The following is a 22369-nucleotide window of genomic DNA, read 5'->3' as shown; positions in this document are numbered from 1 at the left end:
CTATCTTCTACCGTATTCAGTCTATACTAAAGGAAAGGGAGCAGATACGTTACTCACCTGCTCCCTTTCACGCACTTTTCAGAAATCTACCGCAAAAACACAGTTCGTCTGGTGTAGCGCTTTCCGTCCACAATGAGCTGGTACAGGTACGTGGAAGATGGCATCCACTGCCCTGCTGCGCCTCTTCCGTCCCAGGTTACCTGATGCTGGCCGGCTGACTTTCTCCCATTTACCAACGTAGTAACCACCCGGCCACCCAGGTCATACACTACCAGTTTCACCTCGGCGCTTTTCTCTAAGGCAAACGGTATAGTGGATACCGTTCCTTGCCGGAATGGGTTAGGGTAACTCTGCTGCAGACCAAACTTAGCCGTATTCTCTATTTCTTCTTTAGAAGCCAGCGGCCCGTTGTAGCGGCGGCTGTACACCCCATTGCCGTGGGTTCCAACCAGCACTAGGTTGTCGGTGGTTCGGCTGATGACCATGTCTACCGGCACATTGCCTATAAAGCTGGCTCCTTCCTGAATCCAGGTGGTAGCAGAGCCTTGCAGATTGGCAGTGGAATACAAGCCGGTGCTGGTTCCCACAAAGTACTTGGCTCCGCCTCCTGCCTCCGGCAAAATGGAAACCCACCGCGTAGATGGGCCATTACCGGTAGTGGCGTTGCCGTTTTCTTCCAGGTTCCCGGAAATAGCGGTCCAGGAGGCTCCCCCGTTGGTGGTGTAGAAGAGGCTTTCCACGCGGTAGTTTGTAAAGGTGACCACTACCTTGTTTGCATCCCGAGGATCAACAGTAATACACCCAATATTGGCGTTCGCCGGGAAATTGGTTCCTGTTACATCAAGGGTCTGAGAGGGAGAGGCACTTACCGAAGCATTGCCAGACGCATCCTGAATTTTGTACAGCTTTCCGGCCCTCGTTCCGAAGTACAAGACATTGGCCGGGGATTTACTCACGGCTACCGCCGAGATGATCTCGGCATCATTCAAATCAGCGATTACTTCCCAGCCAGAAGCCGACTGCGCTCCGCCCGTGGGCAGCACCCGCACGTTCTTGTTCCGCCACAGAGAATCACCCGCCGGAATGTACACGGTGTATTCATTGTTAGGATCTATGGAATACGGGTTGATAAACAGATATCCTTTTGCCTTGGGCGGGTCAATGCGGGCATAATTCACGTAATTGCCCGCGTCATTGAAGATGTAGCGGTAAACCGTTCCGTTCTGAGAAGAGACAAAAAGCGAGTGGGTGGTAACAGCCGTAAAGGCCCCGTCGCCGCCTAGTTCTTCATCCCATAAAGTAGTGGCGTCTATGTCGCCCACAGACCAGGTTCCGTTATCCTGCATCCCACCCACCACAAAATCATCGGTGGTATTCATGTCCATGGCCACGGTATAGAACTGGGTGGTTTGATAGCCCCGGTTCAAAGACTCCCACACCACAGAATCGGCCAACACATTGCTTGTTCTGCTTACCCCGCCGTCATGCCCAGAGAGCGTTCTGCGGGTGTTAGATGGGTAGAAAATGAACTCGTGCTGGTCTGGATGATGGTTAAGGTACAAGGAGTAATTGTTATTGGTTGGGGTGTAGCCGCCAATCTTGCGGGTATTGGCCGTAGAAGCGAACCCATTGGTTGAGATGTACAGGTTGGTTCCACCCAGCACCACCACGTTAGGGTTATCGGGCTTTACCTTGACCACCATGTTATAACCGCCTTGCAGGTCCAGATCGCCCGATCTGCCACCCAGCATGGGCAGGTTGGCAGACAGATTGGTCCAGGCACCGCCTGCTCCGCTTCCGTCACCAGAGAGATACTCATATTTCCAGACGTTGGCTTTGGCGGTTGTATTCTCGTCTGTGTACAGAAAGAAGTACACGATGTTCTCATTTGACGGTGCCACATCCATGACAATCCGCCGGTAGGTAGCGGGCCAGGTGGTTGGGGTGATGTCTACCCACGTTACCCCGTCCAAAGACCGGAACGCGCCTTTTTTCTCTGCTTCGCCGCCCGAGGCGAACTGGCTCATGCCCGCGTATTTTACCCCGCCGGGGCTTACCTCAATGTCTGTATAATAAGAACTGGTGCTGAACTTACTAACGCCACCGCCCAGTACCACAGACCAGGTAGTGCCGCCATTGCTAGAACGCCAGATAGCTGCCGGGGTAGCCGCGTAGACTTCATCTTGCGTGGTACTGGGCGCAGTTGCTACCCTGTACACGTATTGAAACAGGTTGTTGAAGGTAGTGGTGGTTCTGGTTTGGGTAGACGGAAGCGGGTTCCAGGTAACGCCGTTATCAATTGATTTGAAGATACCGTTCCCCATGTAGCTGGCCCCAATTTTACCGGCAGAATTTCCCAGGAGCTCGCCAGTGCCATAGTACCAGATGTTGCGCTTGCCTGCACGCTGATCTTGGGCAATAGTGGTCACGCTGTGCAACTGACCGGGATCGGTTACCTTGGCCCAGGAACTTCCGCCGTTGGTGCTGCGCCACACGCCACCAGAGACACCACCCGCCAGAATATGGTTTTCATTGGCTACATCCAGCGCCAGAGCCCGGGTGCGTCCGCCCACATTGTACGGCCCTCGTTTACTCCAGGCAGAAGTAGCCAGCAACCCGTAAGGATTTTTCAGGCGCTCTAACCGCTCCACCGAAGGAATAGTAGCCGCAAACGCCAGTTCCAACTCTCTGATTCCGGTAGGAATAACACCCGTGGCAGGATCTCTCAACCTTTCCAGTTCGTACTCGGCCCGGGCGGTAAGTTTGTCTTTGGTGCCAATGGAGCCCTTTTTGTGTAACCGCTCGGCTCTTGCCACACGGCCTGCTTCTTTGAGCCCGGCTAACGTAAAATGAGAACTCTGGCTTTTGCCTACCGGAATAAATGAGGCAACATACAGGAACACTCCAAAAAAGAGGAGAAAGGCGCCAGAATACCAGACCTGCCGCTGTCTGCTAAGGTAATCCATGAAAATAAAGGGTAGAGGTATTTGAATAGTAATGGATTGGGGTGAATCAGAAGAAGCTAACCCTTCTTCTAAAAGATAGGATTATTTTATTTATCTATTTTTGAATAAGAATTGACGGTTAACCACTCGCTTTCCAGCACAGGGGCTTGCAGGTTTACGTTCAGCCTGTCCTGCTCTTTCAGGCGTTTTCCGCCCGTATTCTGGGTTTTCATCGGAAAATAGACTTTTATGCTTTGCCTGTTGCCTAAGGCTAGGTCAAACCCCGCCCCGTAACCAAGGACAGTTTCCACCTTAGCCTCTGCCCTTTGCGGCTCCTGCCCGGCAGCACCGCCCTTAGCCGGGTCTGCCAGAAACTTCTCAATCCGGATGACTACCTGCGCACTTCCCGGCGCAATGGGTTCAGGAGCCTGAATGTTAGGCCTTTCTCGGCCTGATGCATCTTTGGTCATAGAAGATTGAGCGGGCGTACTTTCGTTTTCTTCTGGGCTGTTGGTGCGCTTACAAGAAGCGCTGTTCAGCATAAACAGAAGCACCAGAAGCAGAATATTATAATTCAAAGACTTCATTCCAAAAGGCAAAAACAAATATATCCATATAATCCACATTTCTAATTGCTTGGATGGATATTATTTAACTTCCCGGCTCTAATATTTTTTTATTTAAAACATACAGCAGCAACTCTTGTTCTTTAAACAAGTATAGAGAACGAACAATATAAAGTACCTATCCATCCATGAGAACAAACTACCTGCCACCGGTTTACAAGTGGCTGGCTTTATCCATTCTCCTGCTGTTTTCTGCCTGTGATCTTTTCCAGTACCACCCATATGAGGGTAATCTTGAGTACAAAAACCTCACGGCAGAGAATGTAGCCAGAATCAAAGCCTTAGAAGCCCAGTATACCCCTCAGACTACCCTTCGCTTTGCGTTTACCGGAGACACCCAGGGCTACTTTGCCGAGACCGAAGACATGGTGAAAGACATGAACACCCGTGACATAGCGTTTGTGGTTCATGCCGGCGACATCACCAACTACGCCTTCACCGATGAGTTTGAGCGCATGCACCAGGAGCTGTCTAAGCTGAAAGCGCCCTATATAACCGTTATTGGTAACCACGACTGCCTGGGCGATGGCGACAAGCTGTACAAAGAAATGTATGGCCCCCTGGACCACTCGTTTACCTTAGGCCCCCACAAATTCATTTTCCTCAACACCAATTTCCTGGAGTTTGATGAAAGTGTGCCTAATCTCACCTGGTTGGAACAGGAGCTAAACACCTCCCCCAGCATATTGAACAAGTTTGTGATCTCGCACATCAGCCCAGACAACGCCGAGGCCAACCGCGCCAAAGAACAGGAGTATGCCCGCCTCATGCGCGACTACGATGTTCGCCTTTCCCTGCACGGCCACACCCACAACTACAAGGCAGGACAATTGTATAACGATGGCATCACCTATGTGACCACGGCGGCCTCGCTTAAGCGCAGCTATGTACTGGTGACGGTAACGGGCACCCAGGCAACCTTTGAAAAAATTGAATTCTGATGCGTATGCGTTACCTCTTCTCTCTTTGCCTGTCTGTATGGCTTGCCTTTCCATTTATCTCCCACGCCCAGGACGCCGCTGACAAAGTAGACCGACCTAAAAACGCGTGGTACGCACCAGACTATGTAGTGGCGCAGCATGCCGGTCTTATCGGGATTCTTGCCGCCGGAATTGGGTATGACTTCGGGAAGCATGACCGTACCAACGCCGAGCTGATGTATGGCTTCACGCCCAACTATGGCTTCAAGAACACTACCCATACCTTTACCACCAGAATCTACTACCAGTCGCACCCCAAACCGCTGTTCAAAGGCTTTCAGATCAGCTGGATCAGGGCGGGCGCGGGCATCAGCATGACCATTGGCGAGCAGTTTGAAACGTTTTTCCCCAAGAAATACCCCAACGGCTACTACATCTGGCCCACTGCTACCCGCATTCTGCCGTTTGTAGGCTCGGCGCTGCGGCGGGAATTCCAGGGCAAAAAACGGCCTCATTTTGGCGAGTTGTATGGCGAGATAGGCACCACCGATGTCATGATTGTGGACAAGTACCGCAACAAAGGCATCTCGGTGCCAGACATCCTCAACCTGGCAGTGGGCCTGCGTTACAGCCTATAGCTGTTTCGGGGCTATATAGGCAAAAACAGCCCCAAATCTCTTCTTTCCAGAGGTAAGCCAGCATAGGTTAGTGTAGGTTTCCAGCGCATTATCTGCCATTTTTGCACCGCATTTCTCTTATTTCTTTCCCAAGCGGATGTCCTTATGGATTATAATTACCTGAAATCGCTGCACATCATTTTTGTGGTTACCTGGTTTGCGGGCCTGTTCTACATTGTGCGGTTATTTGTCTATTACGCCGAAACGGCCCAGAAACCCGAGCCGGAGAAAAGCATTCTGCAAAATCAGTTCGCGCTCATGCAGAAGCGGCTGTGGTACGGCATTACCTGGCCCTCGGCGGTGCTCACGGTCATCATGGGCCTGAGTCTGCTGCATTACTACAACCCCATTCCTACCTGGCTGTGGATTAAACTGGGCTTTGTGGCGGGGCTGCTGGCCTACCACCTGTACTGCCACCGCATTTTTAAACAGCACCAGCGCGGCGAAATCAAACAAAGCTCCACCGCCCTGCGCATCTGGAACGAAGTAGCCACGCTTTTCCTGGTGAGTATTGTGTTTCTGGTGGTCCTGAAGAACGGCCTCAGCGCCACCTGGGGCGTGCTGGGCTTCATTGGGTTATCCGTGGTACTAATGGCGGCCATTATGGTGTACAAGAAACTGCGGAAGGCCTGAGGCTTTTACTTTTCTTCGGGTTGTACATACACCGGCCTTCCTTTGCTCATTACATTACCAATTTCTTTCACCAGTTCTTGCCCCTCCCCTCTGTCATCCTGAAAGGATCTTGTGGGCAAGCTGTAACAGCGTTTACTTCAACACCTTTTCAGAATAAAAGCAAAAGCGTTTCGGACCTGATTTTCACAAATCAGGTCCGAAACGCTTTTTGAGGCTATCGCCTCACTGAAGTTGCAAACTTCAGCCCATTATGGGTCCAAGTTGAAAACTTGAACCAGAGAAGAGGTAGAACTACCCACCCCTATCTCTCCGAGGAGGGGAATCTCTTCAATGTCCTTCCAAACTCCTTTTTCTCTCCGAGAGAACTTGTCGCTTTTGGCGCTAGTGCATCGATAATTCCAGATGATTACACAGCTTTGCTGAACATGGGTTTGGCGGCGGTGTCCTGGGTGTTGGCTTTCAGGTAGAAGTCAAAGGCGGCGCAGACAGAGCGCAGGAAACGGCGACCGATGGAGGTTAACGCTAACTCCTCTTCTCCCAACTCAATCAAACCATCGGCTGCCAAGTCTTCCAGCGCAGGCCTTACCTGTTCCTCTATTAACGCTTTCTCGGGGCTGTGCTGCCAGCTTGTTCTGCCGTTGCAGGCAATGCCCAGAATGTGGCGGCGCATCTGCACGTCTAGCTCAGATAGCAGATAGCCTTTCAACAAGGGCCACTCGCCCATGGCCAATAATGCGTAGTATTCTTCCACGGTTTTCACGTTCTGCAGGTAGCCGCGGTACAAATCACTGATAGAAGACACGCCTAACCCGATCATGAGTTGCGTCTGGTTGGTGGTGTAGCCCATGAAATTGCGGTGCAACCGGGCTTCGCGTTGGGCTACGCAGAGTTCTTCCTCTGGGAACGCGAAATGGTCCATGCCCACGTCTTCGTAGCCGGCTTCCAGCAGCAGGGTTTGACCCAAGGTGTAAAGGGCCAGCTTCTCGGAGTCAGAAGGCAGATCGGCCTCAGAGTAGTGACGCTGCGATTTCTCTTTCCACGGCACGTGCGCGTAGCTGTAATACGCGATTCTATCGGGCCGCAGGCCGATGACCTGCCGGAAAGTGTCCTCAATGCTTTCCAGGGTCTGGAACGGCAAGCCGTAGATGAGGTCATAGTTCACGGAAGTGTAGCCAATCTGGCGGGCCAGTTCGGTGGCCTGCACCAGGTTCTCCAGCGGCTGGATGCGGTTAATGGCTTTCTGCACTTTCTCAGACAAATCCTGCACGCCGTAGCTCACCCTCCTGAAACCTACTTCATACAAGGCCTGCAGGTGCTCAGCGGTGGTGTTGTTCGGGTGGCCCTCAAAGCTTAATTCGTGCTGCGGATGCACCTCGGTTTGGGCCAAAATTTCATTGATTAAGTATTGGAGGTTCTCGGGGCTGAAGAATGTAGGCGTGCCGCCCCCCAAATGGATTTCCCGAATCACGGGTTTTTCCGGAAACAAGGCCAGATACTTGTCCCACTCCTGCAGCACCGCTTTAAGGTACACCGGCTCCACCCCGTGGTTTCTGGTGATGCGTTTGTTGCAGCCACAGTAGGTACACAGGCTCTCGCAGAACGGCAGGTGAATGTACAGACTGATGCCTTCTTTCTGGTTGGAGGCTTCAAACGTGGAAAGCAACACCCGCTGCCACTCTTCTACGGCAGGCAGGTTGTTTCCCCAGAAAGGCACCGTGGGGTAACTGGTGTAGCGGGGAACCGGCACGTTGTATTTCTTCACTAAATCTGCCGGGGGTGTAGGGGTTGTAAGGCAAGTTTCCATGGCACAAAGTTCGGGAGGGGGCGGCTTGCAGGAATCGCAACCTCGTCACCCGGCCAGATGATTTTCATCAGTTTACCTGATTTCTCTGGCCGGAAAGCCTCAGTGTTTTCACCCTGTTTCCCTAAAATCGGCCTTAAAACGGAAGCTTTGCTTACGAATGGTCCTAAAAAAGAAGCGGCCCCAGAAGGGCCGTCTCTCTACAAATAAACCAACATGATTAAAAGCTACTGGTAAGCAGCAATGACTTTTTCGTATTCATATTTAGAACCCACGGTCTTTGCTGCCTGGGCATACGCTTCTTTTACTTTTTTATCGTCTTTGGGCAAGTGAGCCGCCATTTTGCGGAGCAGCTTGGCTTTCTCGTAGTCTGAGCCAATGGCTTCGCTGGCTTTGAGCAGCGGTACGTACTGGCTGGCTCCTAACCGGGTATTGCTCAGAAGGCCGCTGTAGGCTTTGGCTTTCTCGTAATCAGAGCCGATGCCGTTGATGAGCGGCAGCACTTTATCAAAATACGTTACCACCTGTTGCTCGTGGCGCATGAGGGTGCCCAGCCCTTTAGTGCGCTCGTAATCTGAGGAAACGGTTTGCAGCGCGCGCATGGTCAACTCAAACTGCTTCTCGGTCAATTGCGGACGCTCGGCCAGTGTGGAAAGCACTTTCACCTTCTCATAGCCGGAGGTTATGCTTCCAATGGATTCGGCGGTTTTGTCCAGGGCTTTCTCGGATAGCTTTTCCTGCCGGAGCAGGTGCTTTAAGGCCCGGCCTTTCTCGTAGTCAGAGGAAAGGGTGGCGCTGGCGGCGGCGTATGCCTCAGCGGTGCCAGACTGCGCCAGGTGCTCTACGGGAACCTTGGTCATGATTGAGGCGGCTTCGTAGTCTGAGGTTTTCCCCTGGGCAACCTGCTCCAGCAACTGCCTCATGTCATCAGACTTCAGGCCCTGTTTGCCCATCAGGTGCTTGTACATCTTGGTGCGGCCGGTGCCCGGCTGCATGGTAGCCGTATGGGCCAGCACTTTCCTGGCGCCGCCTTCCTGGTACAGGCGCTCGGCGCGGGCTTCGGCTCCCAGGCCGGTTTTTGAGATCATTTCGGGCAGGTACTTGGCCAGCCATTCTTTTCCGGCAGTGGCGTACTCCTGCGCCTCGCCGTCTACCCAATATTTTCCTTGCAGCTGCCCATTATTGCTTTCCAGCACTACCTTATGCTCAGGGGCGCCTTTCTCGCGGCGGGAGAATTCAAACCGCCCGTTCTCGCTGAGGCCCGAGATGGAGCGCTCATCTTCTGAAACCGTGACGGTGCCTTTGGTGATCAGTTGCAGACGCAGGCCGTTGTCATCGGTGGTGATGTACACGGTTTCGCCTTTTTCGCCATTGGTGGAGAAGGAACCATTGATAACGTTCACGTCATCATAGTTGCGCGTGGTGGTGCGGGTACTGGCAGATGCTTTGGTTTCTTTCTTGGCAGGCGCAGAGGTCTGGGCACCCACTGGCAGCACCAGGTTCATACAGCCTAAGGCAATGAAAGAGGAAAGTAGAAAAGGACGCATTGTATCTCTGTTTTTCATATCAGGATGTTTTCTCAGTACCAGAACCAAATCTTTACTCTAAAGACAAACCCGTTTGGGCGAGGTTGCACGGTTACCTGCAAAAAATCATCTACCCTCCTATTGGCAAGGCCTGTGCCAAACAAAATACCTGCTGATTTTCAATGGTTTACATATTTATCCAAAACAAAAAATGTTCGCTTCTGAACAGATTCTATTCAAAAGCGAACACCAGACAGATACGTTTTATGCCTGTTTTACCGTAATGGGCAGCAAAACAGGGAACCGGTTGCGGCAGATGGCCTGGCTATTCCTCTTCCCGTTCCAGCAACAGCACCGCCGATTGAGGCACGATGAAATATTTATCGCCCAGGTAGTTGATTTCTACGGCATCGCGCTGGAGGTAGATAGCCAGATCTCCTTCGCGGGCCTGCAAGGGGATGTAGCGCACCGCCTCTTTCTCGTCCTGGTTCCAGATCTCGTCATCTAACCCATAGTCGGCCGGAATAGGGTAACCAGGACCAACGCGCATCACGTAGCCTTCCTGCACTTTCTCTTTCTCCTGCACGCCGGGCGGCAGAAACAGCCCACTTTTAGTCTGGTCTTTGGTGCTCTTGGGTTTAATGAGCAGACGGTCTCCTACAACAATCAGTTTCTGCAGTTTGCTTGCGGGTGAGTCTTGAGACATGGCAATTAACAGTTAAGGTAAATCGGGCTGCAAAGATAAAGCACCAAAAAGGTATTACGCTACATTGAAAAGGAATGGCCGAGGTGAGGAAAGTTTGTTTTAAGGCTCTTTTGGCAAAAGGACGCCGTAAACAAAGGAACGCGTCTACTCAGAAGCAAAACCGAACGGGATCACAGACCCATTCTAGCAGCATAGCCCCGCTATACCGCCACGGCCAGCCGCTGGGCAATAGCAGAAGCCGGAAGCTTGACCGTGAACAGAGATCCCTTGTTTACCTCGCTTTCTACCAGGAGTTCGCCTCCGTGCTTACTGATCAATTCCTCGCAGATCATCAGCCCGAAACCGCTGCCGCGTTCGTTATCGGTACCCATGGTGGTGAAATAGCTTTTGCGCTTGATCTTGTTTAAGGCGTCTTCGCTGATGCCTATTCCCTGGTCTTCTATCTTTACCAGCAGGCCTCTCTGCACTTCGGCCGTTACTAAAATTCTGCCTTCTTTTCTGGTGAACTTAACCGCATTGGACAGCAGGTTCCGGAACACCACCTTCAGCATCTCAGGATCGCCCTCCATCCATAGCTCTGCATCCACTTCGTTTAAGATGGAGATGCGTTTGTTCAAGGCAGCGGCTTCCTGTTCCCCAATCACTTCCTGGAGGAGAGTTTTCAGGCTGAGTTTCTCTGGCCGGATGGTGTCTCCCTTCACCTGGCTTTTGATCCAGAACAAAAGGTTCTCCAGCAACGCCAGCGATCTTACATACTGCTTTTCCAGCTCTACCAGCATGGGCTTATACTGCTTCTCTTCCAACCGCCCGCTATTGATTAGCTGCAGAATGCCTTTGGTGTTAGCCAGGGGTGCCTTTAAGTCATGGGAAAGAATGGAGAGCAGCTTGTCTTTCATCTGGTTTGTCTGCTCCAGGCTTTCGTTCTGCTTTACGATGCTCTTGTTGAGCGTATCCAGTTCCAGAGAGTGCTTTTCAATGACGGCATTTTTGGTCGCCAGTTCTTCTTTGGCATCCTGCGCTTTCCGGTAGTTTCTTAACAGCAGATACACAATGGTGGCCAGCGCAATAGAGATTCCCATGACAAAGGCTAAGGCGTAGGAGGTGATCTTTGCTTTCTGAGAAGCCAGCAGCGCGCTCTTTTCATAGGCCAGTTGCTGCTCCTGCTTTTCTTTGAGCACATCAAGAAAATTCAAGGCAAAGGTTCTTTCCCGCGCAAAAAGCTCTGACTCTTTTTGAATAAGGGAGTCCTGCCAGCGCGCCACCTCTTCATGCTTCTTCTGGGTTTTGTAAACTGCCACCAGCGTCTGCATGACCTCGGCTTCCAGCTTGGCCGCGTTAATGGAACGGGCGTCTTGCAGGGCAGCGGTAGCCAGGTTAATTGCCTCCTTGTAGTTCCCCTCTCGGCTAGAAACCAGGGCTAATTTGTTTTTGGCAAGCGACAAACCATACTTATCATTGGCTTTTTGGTCCAGTTCCAACGCGTTCTGGAAGTAAACCCTCGCTTTGGGTAGTTCTCCAGTTTTCAGGTAAAGCAGCCCCAGGTGGAAGTTTGCTTTCTTGAAGCCGTACTGATAGTTTTTGGCTTTGCTCTCCTGCAGGGCCTGGGTGAAGTATTGCTCTGAGTGGGCAAACTCATTCTGCTCCAGTTCTATCAGTCCAATACTGTTCCTGACGTTTACCACATCCTCCCAGCGCTCAAGGGCAGCGTAGTTTTGCAGCGTCCGCACGTAGATTTGCTCGGCTCTGTCTAACTGCTTGTCTTCCAGCAAGGCATTGGCCACCTGCTGTAGCGCCCGGGCAATGTTGAAGGTGTCCTTTGTAGCCTGACTTATCTCTAAAGCTTTGTAGTAAAGGGAAAGAGCGCTTTTTGAATAACCGTTCTGCTGATAGATCCCCGCTTCATACAAGTAGCAGGTGGCCTCTCCTTTCTTGTAATTGCTACTTTGGGCCAACAGCAATGCTTTCTGGAGCAAGGATAAAGCTTTATCAACATTCTGCCGCTTCACACTAAATGCCAGTTGATTCAGGGAGTCTACTTCAGCTTCTACCCTTGAGACTCCCTCCTTGTATTGTCCTTTACCGCCTGTCTGCGCCTGGGTTGGCAAAGCCAAGATCCAGAACAGGACAAGGATAGAGGATGCTTTTATCCATTGCACCATCTTTACGCACCTATAATGTAACAAATCAAAGGATATAGAATCTTCCAACCAGGTTGGAAAACACCCTACATCCTTCTTTTTGTACAACAAACAACCAACAATATTTAGGGGAGCACAAAGATAAAGACAATAAAAGCAAACTCAATACAATCTCACTTACCAACAGTATAGTTGTTGGTATTCTACAATGAATTCAGCTTTTCCCAGAGCCGCACAGGAAAAAGAGACAATGCCATCTCTTTTAGGTGTACTTTCCAGGAAACGGTCCGAAAACGCTACTCCATCATGTCGGCGGGTCTGGGTGCGTGTACGGCAGCTTCGGGATTCCAGCTCATGGGGTAGTTCTGGTCCAGGAACTCCAGGGCCTCGGTGGTAAGGTAGAGCGGTTTAAAGGTGTCAATCATGACCGCCAACTCGTGCGTCTCCTTTTTCCCGATGCTGGCCTCCACGGTGCCGGGGTGCGGCCCGTGCGGAATACCGCTGGGATGAATGGTGAACGACCCAATGTCAATGCCTTTGCGGGACATGAAATTGCCGGCCACGTAGTACAGGATCTCGTCTGAATCTACGTTGGAGTGGTTATAGGGCGCCGGAATGGCCAGCGGATGGTAGTCAAACAGCCTCGGCACGAAGGAACACACCACAAAGCCCTGCGTCTCAAAGGTCTGGTGTACGGGCGGTGGCTGGTGGATGCGGCCGGTAATGGGCTCAAAATCATGGATGGAAAACGCGTACGGGTAGAAATAGCCATCCCAGCCCACCACATCCAGCGGCGAGAAATCATAGTGGTACTGGTGCAGGAATCCTTCTTTCTTGATCTGGACCAGGTAATCGCCGGGCTCAGTTTCCTGAATTAACTCGTGGGGTGGCCGCAAATCACGCTCGCAGTAGGGCGAATGTTCCAGCAACTGCCCGAAGTGGTTGCGGTAGCGGCGTACGGTCTCCACGGGGCTGAAACTCTCAGTGATGAGCAGGCGCAGCGGCCCTTCGTTCCATTTCCACTGGTGGATGATGGTTCTGGGAATGACCACGTAATCGCCGGCTTCCACTTCCAGGCGGCCCATTTGGGAGCGTAGTTCGCCTGATCCTTCGTGGATGAACACAATCTCATCGGCCAGCGCATTCTTGTAGAAATAATCCATGGTGCGCTGGCGGGGCAGGCAGATGGAGATGGTGCAATCTTTATTCATCAGGAGCGTCTTGCGGGCGCTCAGGTAATCCTCGCCGGTGGTTTCTCCTTTGAACGGGCGCAAATGGTACGGCGCCAAGGGCACGTCTGATTTCACCGGTCCGTAGGGCACCGGCTTCTCTATGCGGGTAATCTTAGTAGGCGCGTGCCGATGGTACAGCAACGAAGACACCCCCGAGAACCCCAGCGTGCCCACCAACTGCTCATGGTACAGACTGCCGTCCGGTTGCCTGAACTGCGTGTGCCGCTTGCGGGGAATGTTGCCTAACCGATGATAGTATGCCATATCGAATGAGTGAAGGAGTGATGGATTGAAGGAGTGAATGCCTCCTTAAAGAGGCATCCGGTATTCTTACCAACGAACCAAAAGGCCTGCCTCCGCCGCTATCTACCACCACCTTGCAGTTTCTCGCCTGTTTTAGCCAAAAGAGCCTTAAAACAGCCCCGAAAGATCGCTCTGCTTTAAGCAGGAGCTACCCAGAAGCGTTGCCGTGAATAAGTTAAAACTATCCTCCTTACAAAGCAAAAGCGCCGCAGAAAATCATTTCTGCGGCGCTTGAAGGTTACTTTCCTAAGCTGATTTGCTTGGCCTGGTCAAAGAGCCCTAAGGCTCGCTGGAAGTCTGGGTCTACCTCGTTCAGCACCGGATAGAACCCGGCGGCCTCGTAGCGGCTGCGGGCAATGAACGCTTTCAGGTTGTTCCTAATGGTGCGTTCAGAGCGTTTCAGGTCTTTGTTATCCACTTTGATTTTGGCCTGTTTGGCTTCTTTCAACAACTCCTGCATCATGGCATCGGTTACGTGGAAAGACTCCAGGAAGCTGTTCAGCGGAGTGTTCTCTAGTTGTTTGCGGTGCTCCCGGAAGTACGTCAAGGCGTACTCACGCAGCACGTTCTTCTGGAACAGCTCGGTCAGCAGCTGGGTATTATCTGTGGTATCGCGCGGCACAAACACGTCTGGCATGATACCGCCGCCGCCGTACACAATGCGCCCGCGGCTGGTTTTGTACTTCAAGGAATCATTGAACTTGATGCTGTCCTGGCTGAAGAACTCCCCGTGCTTGTAGCGGTTCATGATGTCGTTCTCGTACTCCTCCGCCGACTCTGGGTTGTACGGTTTCTGGATAGACCGGCCGCTTGGCGTGTAGTACCGGGAGATGGTCAGGCGCAACTCAGAACCGTCTGATAACGGAATAGGCACCTGCACCAGTCCTTTCCCGAAGGAACGGCGGCCCACAATCAACGCGCGGTCATGGTCCTGCAAGGCACCGGCCAGAATCTCAGAAGCCGAGGCACTGCCCTCATTGATCAAGACAATCAGTTCGCCTTGCTCAAAATCACCTTTCACCTTGGCGTAGTAGTTGGCATCGTACTTAGAGCCTTTGCCGTCTGTGTACACCAGTTTCTTGTTTCCGGCAATGAACTCATCAGCCATGCGGGTGGCGTGGTCTAAATATCCACCGGGGTTGTCGCGCAGATCCAGGATCAGGCGCTGCAAGCCTTGTTTCTTCAGGGCGCTCAGCTTGGACTTGAACTCCTCATAGGTACCGTTAGAGAACCGGCTCACTTTGATGTAACCGGTCTTGTTATCAATCATGTACCCGGCATCTACCGACACGGATGGAATCTTACGGCGGGTCACACTGAACTGCATGGGCTTGGATTCATGCGGACGCAGCACGGTCAAATTCACCTTGGAGCCTCTGGGGCCTCTCAGTTTCTTGAAAACGGTCTCGGTAGTGATGTTTACCCCGGCAATGTTTTCGCCGTTTACTTTCAGGATCTTGTCGCCGGCCTGGATGCCCACCTGCTCAGAGGGACCTCCGCTCAAAGGCGCAATCACGTACAGGGTATCGCGGAAGATGTTGAACTCCACGCCAATCCCGTCAAAATCGCTCTCCAAGTAGGAGCGCGCAATGGTCAGGTCTTTGGCCGGAATGTACGACGAGTGCGGATCCAGTTTCTCCAGCATCTTGTTGATGGCGTACTCAGAAAGGCGCTCGGTGTTCACGGTATCCACGTACTCGCGGTCTATGTAACTCAGGATTTCCCTGAACTTAAGATACCCACGGGCCGTGCCCTGCGGATTGTTGGAACTGGGCTGAAACAGCGTGGCACCTAGTAAAATACCCACCGCTACGGCCAGACCTAAGAAGAAAGGCAAACGCACCTGGAACAAAGAGTTCTCTATTTTCTTGTGCTCATTTTTCTCAGTCATATTACTCTGGTCACTTAATGGCAACTATTCTTCTTCTCCAGAAGAAGTACTTTTTAGATCTATTCAATTACCATGTTCAAGAAGAAGTCTTCCTCTTTAGTACAAATTCTAAGCCAGTAAAGTTGCCTTTACCAGCTTATACTTCCTGACCTAAGCGCTGGGCCATTTTCTTTAGTTCACGGGCGTAGATCTGACGGTAACTGCCGTTGCGGGTAGTAGTGTCTGAGGCGGCCGTAATAGGTCTGGCTTGCACCCGCTTGGCCGTGGAAAGCGCGGCCTGGGCAATTTTCTTGTCATCCCAGTGGCCCTTGAGGGCGCGCAGGCATTTGTAGATCAGTTCAGAATCTTCAGACCTGGCCTCAAGCAGTTGCTCTGTGTAGTACCCAATGGTGTTGAGCACGGCGGTATTGGTCATGTCCTGGTAATAATGCGGGAACAGCTCATTGCGCAGCATCTCGTTGGCTCCCTGCTGCTGCAACACAAACAGGTAGTCTTCCTGCCCGTTCTGCAGCAACACACCTTTGATGTCGGCGTGCTTATCGGCCCAGTTGGGCTCCCCTTCGTGGGCTTTTATGATTTTGGGAATCTCCTCAAACGGGTTAGACTTTGCCTTGGCGGGCGGAGTAAGGTTTGCGTATTTAGATCCCTTGGGGTACGTGATCTCGTATTCTGGCTCTTTGGCTGCCGTGGCCGTAGCGGCGGCGGCTCCTTCACTGGCGGTGGCGGCTGAGTCTGCCTGCTCCTGCTGGCCGGTATTGGTTTTGGTGGCCATGTCCCGCAGCATCTTCTCACACGAAGAAAGACCGATAACACTTACACAGGCTAGTGCCAACACGGCACGTTTGGGGAAAGAATAAATCATCTAAAACTTAAAATATAAAAGACAGCAATATGACAACCGAAGGGCAGGGTAACCCTACGTGTCGGTTCTAAAGTAATACTTTAGGTCAGTTCCTTGAAGAAATTAAGGGAGAATCTTTGTCCACAACTTATCCACTTAGGCCCTGTTCTGCAAACGGCTTCCCATCTTCCTGAGTTCACGGGCATAGACTTGCCTGTGGTACCCTTTCACGTTGGTTGTGTCTGTTGCAGCTTTCTGGGCTCTGGCCTGCACCCTGGAGGCCGTGGCAAGCGCCACTTCGGCAATCCGTTCCTGAGGCCAGTAGTCCCTTAACGCCCGAAGGCACATATATATTAGCTTGGCGTCCTCAGATTTCGCTTTTTCCAGTTGCTCGGTGTAAAACGCAATGCCCTCCAGCATGTTCTGCTCCGAGGGGTCTATGTAGTAGTGGTGGAACAATTCGTTCCGAAGCATTTCATTGGCGGCCTGTTGCTGCAACACAAACAGGTAGTCTTTGCCCTCGTGTTTCAGGAGCAGTTGGCGCATATCGGTGTCTTTGCCGGCATAGTCGCGCACGCTGCCGTTTTGGCGCTTTATCCGCTGCACTTCCAGAAAGGGGTTGGGCTTCACGCCCGGCGGGGGCGTCAGGTCTTTGTATTTGGAGTCTTCCGGAAAAGTCAGTTCCCAGTCAGGCCCACCAGCACGGGGCGACTGAGCCGAGGCAACCACGGGCCCGGACGGGGAAATCTTCACGCCCCTGGGCTCTGAGGCAGGCAAGGGCAGAAAGAAGCGCTGCACTACCAGGGTAGCCAGTCCCAGGGCAATTAAGATGATATCTAGTTTGTAAACGCCTTTCATGTTTTGGTTTCCTGTTCAGCATGCACTTGATCTCAACTCCCACCGGCTCCTCTTTTAATGACAAGATGCGTTTTAGGATTGTTTTCCACAAAACACCTGTGAAACGATTGTAGGTTACGGCTCCCGGGCGTCATGCTCGCCGGTCTGGTACTGCAGCTTCTCCTGCTCCAACTGCTGTTTCTGCTCCGGCGTGAGCGGGGCCAGATGCTTCAGATCGGGCTGGCCGGCGTCTACCCAGGCGGTGTACCAGTAACTGGCCACCCGGTGCGTGGCTAACCTGATCTGCCGCTCTACCTGCCCGTGCAATCCCCGGCTGTACGCCTGGCTGAAGTCGCGGGAGTATACTTTCACGGTGGTGGCGCCTCTTTCCTCCAGGCTGTATTTCCTGTCCTCAGAAAACGTCTGCGAGAGTTGCTTTTCCAGCGAGAACACGGAGTCTAAAGCGGCATGGGACCGGGCCACAATCTCCCAGGCCGCCCGGCTGGGATTCTCTAAGTATTGCGGCTGCCCCAAGAAGAAATCATATTCTGCCGCGAAGAGTTCCGGCACCCGGCTTTCCCACAAGCCATGAATGCCGTGTTGCCCGGTAAGTTGCCCGTTGTAGTTGCGGGTGGTATGCAGCGGCACGCAGGCATCGGCTACGTAATGGCCCAGCTCGGCGGATAAGCGCAGGATGCGTTGCAGGTCATGCTGCTTGAACGCCTGGGTGAGTTGGTACTGCACCAACCCGATGTGCCAGGGCACAATGCCGTGCCGCTGCAGGGTATCCAACGTGAATTGCTTTACGGCATCCTCCCACCGGCGGGGCAATTTCTGCGCGGCGCTATCGCCGTACACTTCCAGGTCAATGTAGTGGCGGGCACCTTCCTCCGGCACCGCATACCGTCTTTTATCAGGGGCTACGGCCTGTTCTATGATGTAAGCCAGATGCTGTTTGTAGAAGCCCACCATCTCGGGCGGCAACATGAAAACCGCCTGCCGGTTGATCCGCTGGTGGGCATAGAATCCCCAGCCAGATGCACCTAGAGGCACCACCAGGAACAACAGAAGAAATAACAGACCCGAGAAGAAGCGCATATACCTGTATACGAACAACCTACACGTGCCAGTTCTCTGCTTTTGGGCTTCTTCTGGAAAAACAAACCGGAATCAGAAGCAAAGCCGGGAAAAGCCTTTTCACCTTGAAGAAAAGGTCGGCGACGGCAAGCATTACCAGAAAATTACTGCAGCTAGCGTTGGAATTGGCTTAGGGCAATACACCGGAACAATTCATGGCTCAGAGAAGCCTGGGCTACAGATCCTCGTTAAACCAAAGCCCTTCGTTTTAGGCCTGTTTCCAAGGAAACACCGCCAAACCGAAGGGCTCTGCCATGGCTATTCGCTGCCAATTTCCAATGCCAGAATAGGACTGATAATCTGAGTACTGGTTTTACAGACGGGCGTTCTTTTTGGCTTCCAGGTAATCTTCTTTGGCGAAGATCTTGATGCCGTAGTAGTCAATCTGCTTGTAATCATAGATTCGGGCCACCACCAGATCATCGGCGTAATCGGTGTAGGCGTCCAGAAAGTCAAGGCCTTCGGCCTGTTCCCCTTCTTCCAGCACCGCCATCTCCCGCTGCTTTACATGCTTCCTGATTTTGTCAAAGGCGGGTCCCTGGGCATTATAGAGGATTCGGTTGGGCTTGCCTTCGCCGTAGTACAGGATGCACCAGGCATCGGCCCCTTCGCCCTCAGGGTTGAACGCCCACACGGCCTTGCCTAATTTCTCCGCCGATGGAGCCGCATCTGATTTGGAGACCCAACCCTTCTCCTCCAGAAAAAGGCCGATCTCCTGTTTGCCCATGCTTTGCAGCTTCAGGAGCTGCGCCAAATTCAGGCTCTGCCCCATGCTGGCAAAAGAGAGCAATACAAAAAACGGATAAAGAACAAGCTGCTTCATACATCTTCCCTGATAACAACTGCATGTCAGGAAGATACATTAATAAATCAAGAAATAAAAGAAGTAAACCTACAATCCTATCTGGCAGTGTTTCTTCTTAACGTGCTACCCAAGCTGCCTGTAAAAGCTTTACAACCCCTCGCTCGCCTCCGGCGAGTGTGAGCCACCGGGCAGCCTCTGGCTGCTATGCGGAACATCAAAAATTCTTGCGCTCCTCTCCTAGTGGCCAGAGGCCACAAAATAACGTACACTCGCCGGAGGCGAGCGAAGGATGAAGGAAACATCACAAGAGAACAACCTGAACAGCTCTGTTTCAGGCCTACTTCCGGCAAAATACCCCAAAAACAGAAAACCTCACAGGCCTGGCAGACCTGTGAGGTTTGAAAAGCTAACCGGAAGTTTATTACCGGCGGCCGGCGGCGGCAAATTTCATGCGGTAATCGGCGTCTACGTCTCCTTTGGAGATCTTGGTGAGTTTGCCTTTGAGGAGGCGCTTCTTCAGGGCAGAGAGGTGATCGGTGAAGAGGATGCCTTCAATGTGGTCGTACTCGTGCTGGATCACGCGGGCGGTCACGTCATCGTACTCTTCCTCGTGCTGTACCCAGTTTTGGTCATAGTACCGGATGCGGATGCGCTCCTGGCGCCATACTTCCTCGCGTACGCCGGGAATGCTGAGGCAGCCTTCGTCAAACGCCCACTCGTCGCCGGACTCTTCCAGGATCACCGGGTTGATGAACGCTTTCTTCACGCCTTTGTCTTCTTCGCCCTCGTCCATGAACGGCTTGGAATCGATCACGAACAGCCGGATGCTTTTCCCGATCTGCGGGGCGGCCAGGCCTACGCCGTGCGCGTGGTACATGGTTTCAAACATATCCTCAATGAGCTTGTCCAGCTCCGGATAGTCCTGGGCAATGTCTGTGGCTTTGGTGCGCAGCACCGGATCGCCGTAGGCAACTATAGGGTAGATCATAGATATTGTCTGCTCTCTAAATAACTCTGTAAAATGATGGTGGCGCTGATCTTGTCCACGGTGGCTTTGTCGGCGCGGGCTTTCTTGCCGATGCCGGCGTCTATCATGGTCTGGAACGCCATTCTGGACGTAAACCGTTCATCGTGGGTCACCACTTTCTTGCCGGGGAACTGCTTCCGCAGCTTCCGCACGAAGCCCACCACGTGCTGGGTGTTGTTGGTGTCATTCCCGTCCAGGTGCTTGGGCATGCCTACCACAAACTCGTCCACCTCCTCTTTCTGGCAGTACTGTGCCAGGAACGCCAGCACGTCCTTGGCGTGCACCGTGTCCAGGCCAGAGGCGATGATCTGCAGCGGATCGGTCACAGCCAGGCCCACGCGTTTCACTCCGTAATCTATGGCCAGTATACGCCCCATGTTTCTGTTTTTACGATGATTTCCGGAAATCAGCCCGAAATGGCGGCGGAGCCCTGCCTTCTGTGGCAGTTTTCAACGCAACACCACTGCAAAGGTAGCGCATTCTTCTGGAAAACCTTTTCTCTTGCGGGTACTGCCGTTTTCAAAGCGAGGTGCTTTTGTGTAACTTACGCGTTAGAATTACACCTTATTCCATGTCTAACAAACCTTTTGGCCGGACTTACCGGCTCTTGCTCCTGGCGCTGCTGCTCTGGAGCACCGCTCTCCCCTCTTTTGCCCAGGTTGATTTCCAGAAGCTGGATGCCTATTACCAGAAAGCCATCAAAGACTGGAACGTGCCCGGCATGGCCATCGCTATTGTGAAGAACGATTCAGTAGTGTTTGCCAGAGGGTACGGCGTGCGTGATGCCCAGAAAGGCGGCACCGTGGATGCCAACACCCTCTTCGGGATTGCCTCCAACTCCAAGGCCTACACCGCCGCGGCCCTGGCCATGCTGGTAGACGAAGGCAAACTGAAGTGGGACGACAAAGCGACCCAATACCTGCCCTACCTGCAACTCTATGACCCGTACGTGACTGAGCAACTCAACATAAGAGACCTGCTGAGCCACCGCGTGGGCCTGCAAACCTTCTCCGGCGATTTGCTTTGGTACAACACCACCTTCAGCCGCAAAGAGATTCTGCAACGGGCCAGGTACCTGAAACCTACTTACCCGTTTAGGGGCGGTTACGGCTACTCTAACCTCATGTTCATTGCCGCCGGCGAGGTGATTGAAACCATTACCGGCAAAACCTGGGAGCAGTTCATCCAGGAGCGCTTCTTCAAGCCGCTGGGCATGACCAACTCCTACACTTCGGTGAACCAACTGAAAGGGGTAGACAACGTGGCGAGCCCGCACGCCAACCCAACCACCGAGGGCGGAAAACCGGTGCCTACCGTGTTCACCGCCTGGGACAACTGGAACCCGGCCGCCGGTATCTTCACCAGCGCGTACCAGCACGCCCAGTGGATGCGCCTTCAACTGAACCGCGGCACCTACAAAGGCCAGCGCCTGTTCTCTGAAAACGCCTCCCACACCATGTGGACCATGCACAACCCCTTCCCCATCGCGCCGCAGGCCGAGGCCCTTACTCCTTCCACCCACTTCTCCGGCGCCGGACTGGGCTGGATGCTGAACGATTACCAGGGACGTAAAATAGTTACGCACAGCGGCGGCCACGAAGGCATGAACAGCCGCACCATGCTGGTGCCCGAAGAGAAACTGGGCATTGTGATCCTGACCAACAGCATGAGCAGCATCATGACACCTATGGCCTACTACACCGTAGATCAGTTCCTGGGCATCAAAAACGGCCGCGACTGGAGCCAGTTCAGCTTAGAAATGGCCGCCAAAGGCAGAGAAGCGCAGCAAGCCGCCGAGGCCAAGAAGCCTAAAACGAAAGAAGCCAAAGCCAAGCTCACCCGTGACCTGAATGCCTACGCCGGTACCTACCACAGCCCGCTGTATGGCGATGCGGTAGTTTCTGTCAAGAACGGCAAACTGGTGCTGAGCCTGCCATCGGCCCCGGCGTTGGGCGGCGAGCTCTCCCTCTGGAAACCCGACATCTTTGACTTGGCCTGGAAAAACAATTTCGCGCTGCTGACCCCAACCAGAGTCCGCTTTTTGACCGGACCGGAGGGCAGCATCCAGGAACTTCGGTTAGATTCTGAGAACCCAGACTTCCACTTCTCTGAACTGGAATTCAGCCGCGTCCCTAACCCCAGCGCTTCGCTTTAAACTAGGAGCCAATCAATTACAAACGTTAAATCAACAATCCCTGCCTTGTTCAGGGAACCAGAAGCCCTCGCCAAGCATTTGTGTGGCGAGGGCTTTGTTTTAGGCGTGTTTTCAGAAAAACAGAATTAAACTGATTGCGCCTGTAATATCCTTGCCTTGCCAGCGACAA

Annotated in this window: 18 protein-coding genes; 4 read left to right on the top strand and 14 right to left on the bottom strand. The window is 52.8% G+C overall.

Translation table 11 applies throughout. The features are described from left to right. Positions 1 to 86: 86 nt before the first annotated feature. Positions 87 to 2966 carry a FlgD immunoglobulin-like domain containing protein gene (locus JT719_RS14765; RefSeq protein ID WP_207434090.1) on the bottom strand — a complete coding sequence of 960 codons (2880 nt, stop codon included), beginning with the start codon at positions 2964 to 2966 and terminating at the stop codon, positions 87 to 89. Positions 2967 to 3052: 86 nt separating this feature from the next. After that, entirely contained in the window at positions 3053 to 3532 is a 480-nt protein-coding gene (locus tag JT719_RS14760) for a hypothetical protein (protein WP_207434089.1), read from the bottom strand. Between the two features lie 167 nt (positions 3533 to 3699). Between JT719_RS14760 and JT719_RS14755 the strand changes: the two genes are divergently transcribed. From JT719_RS14755 to JT719_RS14745, 3 genes are all read left to right on the top strand, one after another. Beyond that, positions 3700 to 4512 carry a metallophosphoesterase family protein gene (locus tag JT719_RS14755; protein ID WP_207434088.1) on the top strand — a complete coding sequence of 271 codons (813 nt, stop codon included), beginning with the start codon at positions 3700 to 3702 and terminating at the stop codon, positions 4510 to 4512. Next, the gene (locus JT719_RS14750; RefSeq protein ID WP_207434087.1) at positions 4512 to 5129 is read left to right on the top strand and encodes a hypothetical protein; all 618 of its coding nucleotides are present in this window, start codon (positions 4512 to 4514) and stop codon (positions 5127 to 5129) included. The genes JT719_RS14755 and JT719_RS14750 overlap by 1 nt, the downstream gene beginning before the upstream one ends. A 144-nt stretch (positions 5130 to 5273) precedes the next feature. After that, positions 5274 to 5801 (top strand): CopD family protein, encoded by a 528-nt coding sequence (locus JT719_RS14745; protein WP_207434086.1) that lies wholly within the window; start codon positions 5274 to 5276, stop codon positions 5799 to 5801. A gap of 406 nt (positions 5802 to 6207) precedes the next feature. Here JT719_RS14745 and hemN read toward each other — a convergent pair whose 3' ends face one another. From hemN to ruvX, 12 genes are all read right to left on the bottom strand, one after another. Further along, positions 6208 to 7605 (bottom strand): oxygen-independent coproporphyrinogen III oxidase, encoded by a 1398-nt coding sequence (gene hemN / locus JT719_RS14740; RefSeq protein ID WP_207434085.1) that lies wholly within the window; start codon positions 7603 to 7605, stop codon positions 6208 to 6210. Positions 7606 to 7829: 224 nt separating this feature from the next. Continuing rightward, positions 7830 to 9167, bottom strand: coding sequence for a hypothetical protein (locus JT719_RS14735; RefSeq protein WP_207434084.1), 1338 nt, complete (start codon positions 9165 to 9167; stop codon positions 7830 to 7832). Between the two features lie 286 nt (positions 9168 to 9453). After that, a complete protein-coding gene (locus JT719_RS14730) occupies positions 9454 to 9834 on the bottom strand; it encodes a co-chaperone GroES (protein WP_207434083.1) in 381 nt (126 codons plus the stop codon). A gap of 200 nt (positions 9835 to 10034) precedes the next feature. After that, positions 10035 to 11993 (bottom strand): tetratricopeptide repeat-containing sensor histidine kinase, encoded by a 1959-nt coding sequence (locus JT719_RS14725; protein WP_207434082.1) that lies wholly within the window; start codon positions 11991 to 11993, stop codon positions 10035 to 10037. Positions 11994 to 12268: 275 nt separating this feature from the next. Beyond that, the gene (locus JT719_RS14720; protein WP_207434081.1) at positions 12269 to 13468 is read right to left on the bottom strand and encodes a homogentisate 1,2-dioxygenase; all 1200 of its coding nucleotides are present in this window, start codon (positions 13466 to 13468) and stop codon (positions 12269 to 12271) included. Between the two features lie 277 nt (positions 13469 to 13745). Further along, on the bottom strand, positions 13746 to 15398 hold the full coding sequence (locus tag JT719_RS14715) for a S41 family peptidase (RefSeq protein ID WP_207434080.1): 1653 nt from the start codon (positions 15396 to 15398) through the stop codon (positions 13746 to 13748). A gap of 136 nt (positions 15399 to 15534) precedes the next feature. Further along, positions 15535 to 16260 (bottom strand): hypothetical protein, encoded by a 726-nt coding sequence (locus JT719_RS14710; protein ID WP_207434079.1) that lies wholly within the window; start codon positions 16258 to 16260, stop codon positions 15535 to 15537. A 135-nt stretch (positions 16261 to 16395) separates the two neighbouring features. After that, complete coding sequence (locus tag JT719_RS14705) at positions 16396 to 17097, bottom strand: hypothetical protein (RefSeq protein WP_207434078.1); 702 nt, start codon at positions 17095 to 17097, stop codon at positions 16396 to 16398. 114 nt (positions 17098 to 17211) lie between these two features. Next, complete coding sequence (locus JT719_RS14700) at positions 17212 to 18174, bottom strand: zinc dependent phospholipase C family protein (protein WP_207434077.1); 963 nt, start codon at positions 18172 to 18174, stop codon at positions 17212 to 17214. A 352-nt stretch (positions 18175 to 18526) separates the two neighbouring features. Next, positions 18527 to 19036 (bottom strand): hypothetical protein, encoded by a 510-nt coding sequence (locus JT719_RS14695; protein ID WP_207434076.1) that lies wholly within the window; start codon positions 19034 to 19036, stop codon positions 18527 to 18529. A 403-nt stretch (positions 19037 to 19439) separates the two neighbouring features. After that, positions 19440 to 20006 (bottom strand): peptide deformylase, encoded by a 567-nt coding sequence (gene def / locus JT719_RS14690; protein ID WP_205500348.1) that lies wholly within the window; start codon positions 20004 to 20006, stop codon positions 19440 to 19442. Next, complete coding sequence (gene ruvX, locus JT719_RS14685) at positions 20003 to 20422, bottom strand: Holliday junction resolvase RuvX (protein WP_207434075.1); 420 nt, start codon at positions 20420 to 20422, stop codon at positions 20003 to 20005. Before ruvX ends, def begins: the two co-directional genes overlap by 4 nt. 194 nt (positions 20423 to 20616) lie before the next feature. On the opposite strand from ruvX, the gene JT719_RS14680 reads away from it, so the two are divergent. Then, positions 20617 to 22200, top strand: a complete 1584-nt coding sequence (locus JT719_RS14680; RefSeq protein ID WP_207434074.1) for a serine hydrolase — start codon at positions 20617 to 20619, stop codon at positions 22198 to 22200. Positions 22201 to 22369 lie beyond the last annotated feature (169 nt).

The sequence above is a fragment of the Sabulibacter ruber genome (genome assembly GCF_017355955.1).
In the GTDB taxonomy this organism is placed as follows: Bacteria; Bacteroidota; Bacteroidia; order Cytophagales; family Hymenobacteraceae; genus Nibribacter; species Nibribacter ruber_A.
Note: the sequence above shows the minus strand (reverse complement) of the source record. Positions and strands in the feature narration are given on the sequence as shown.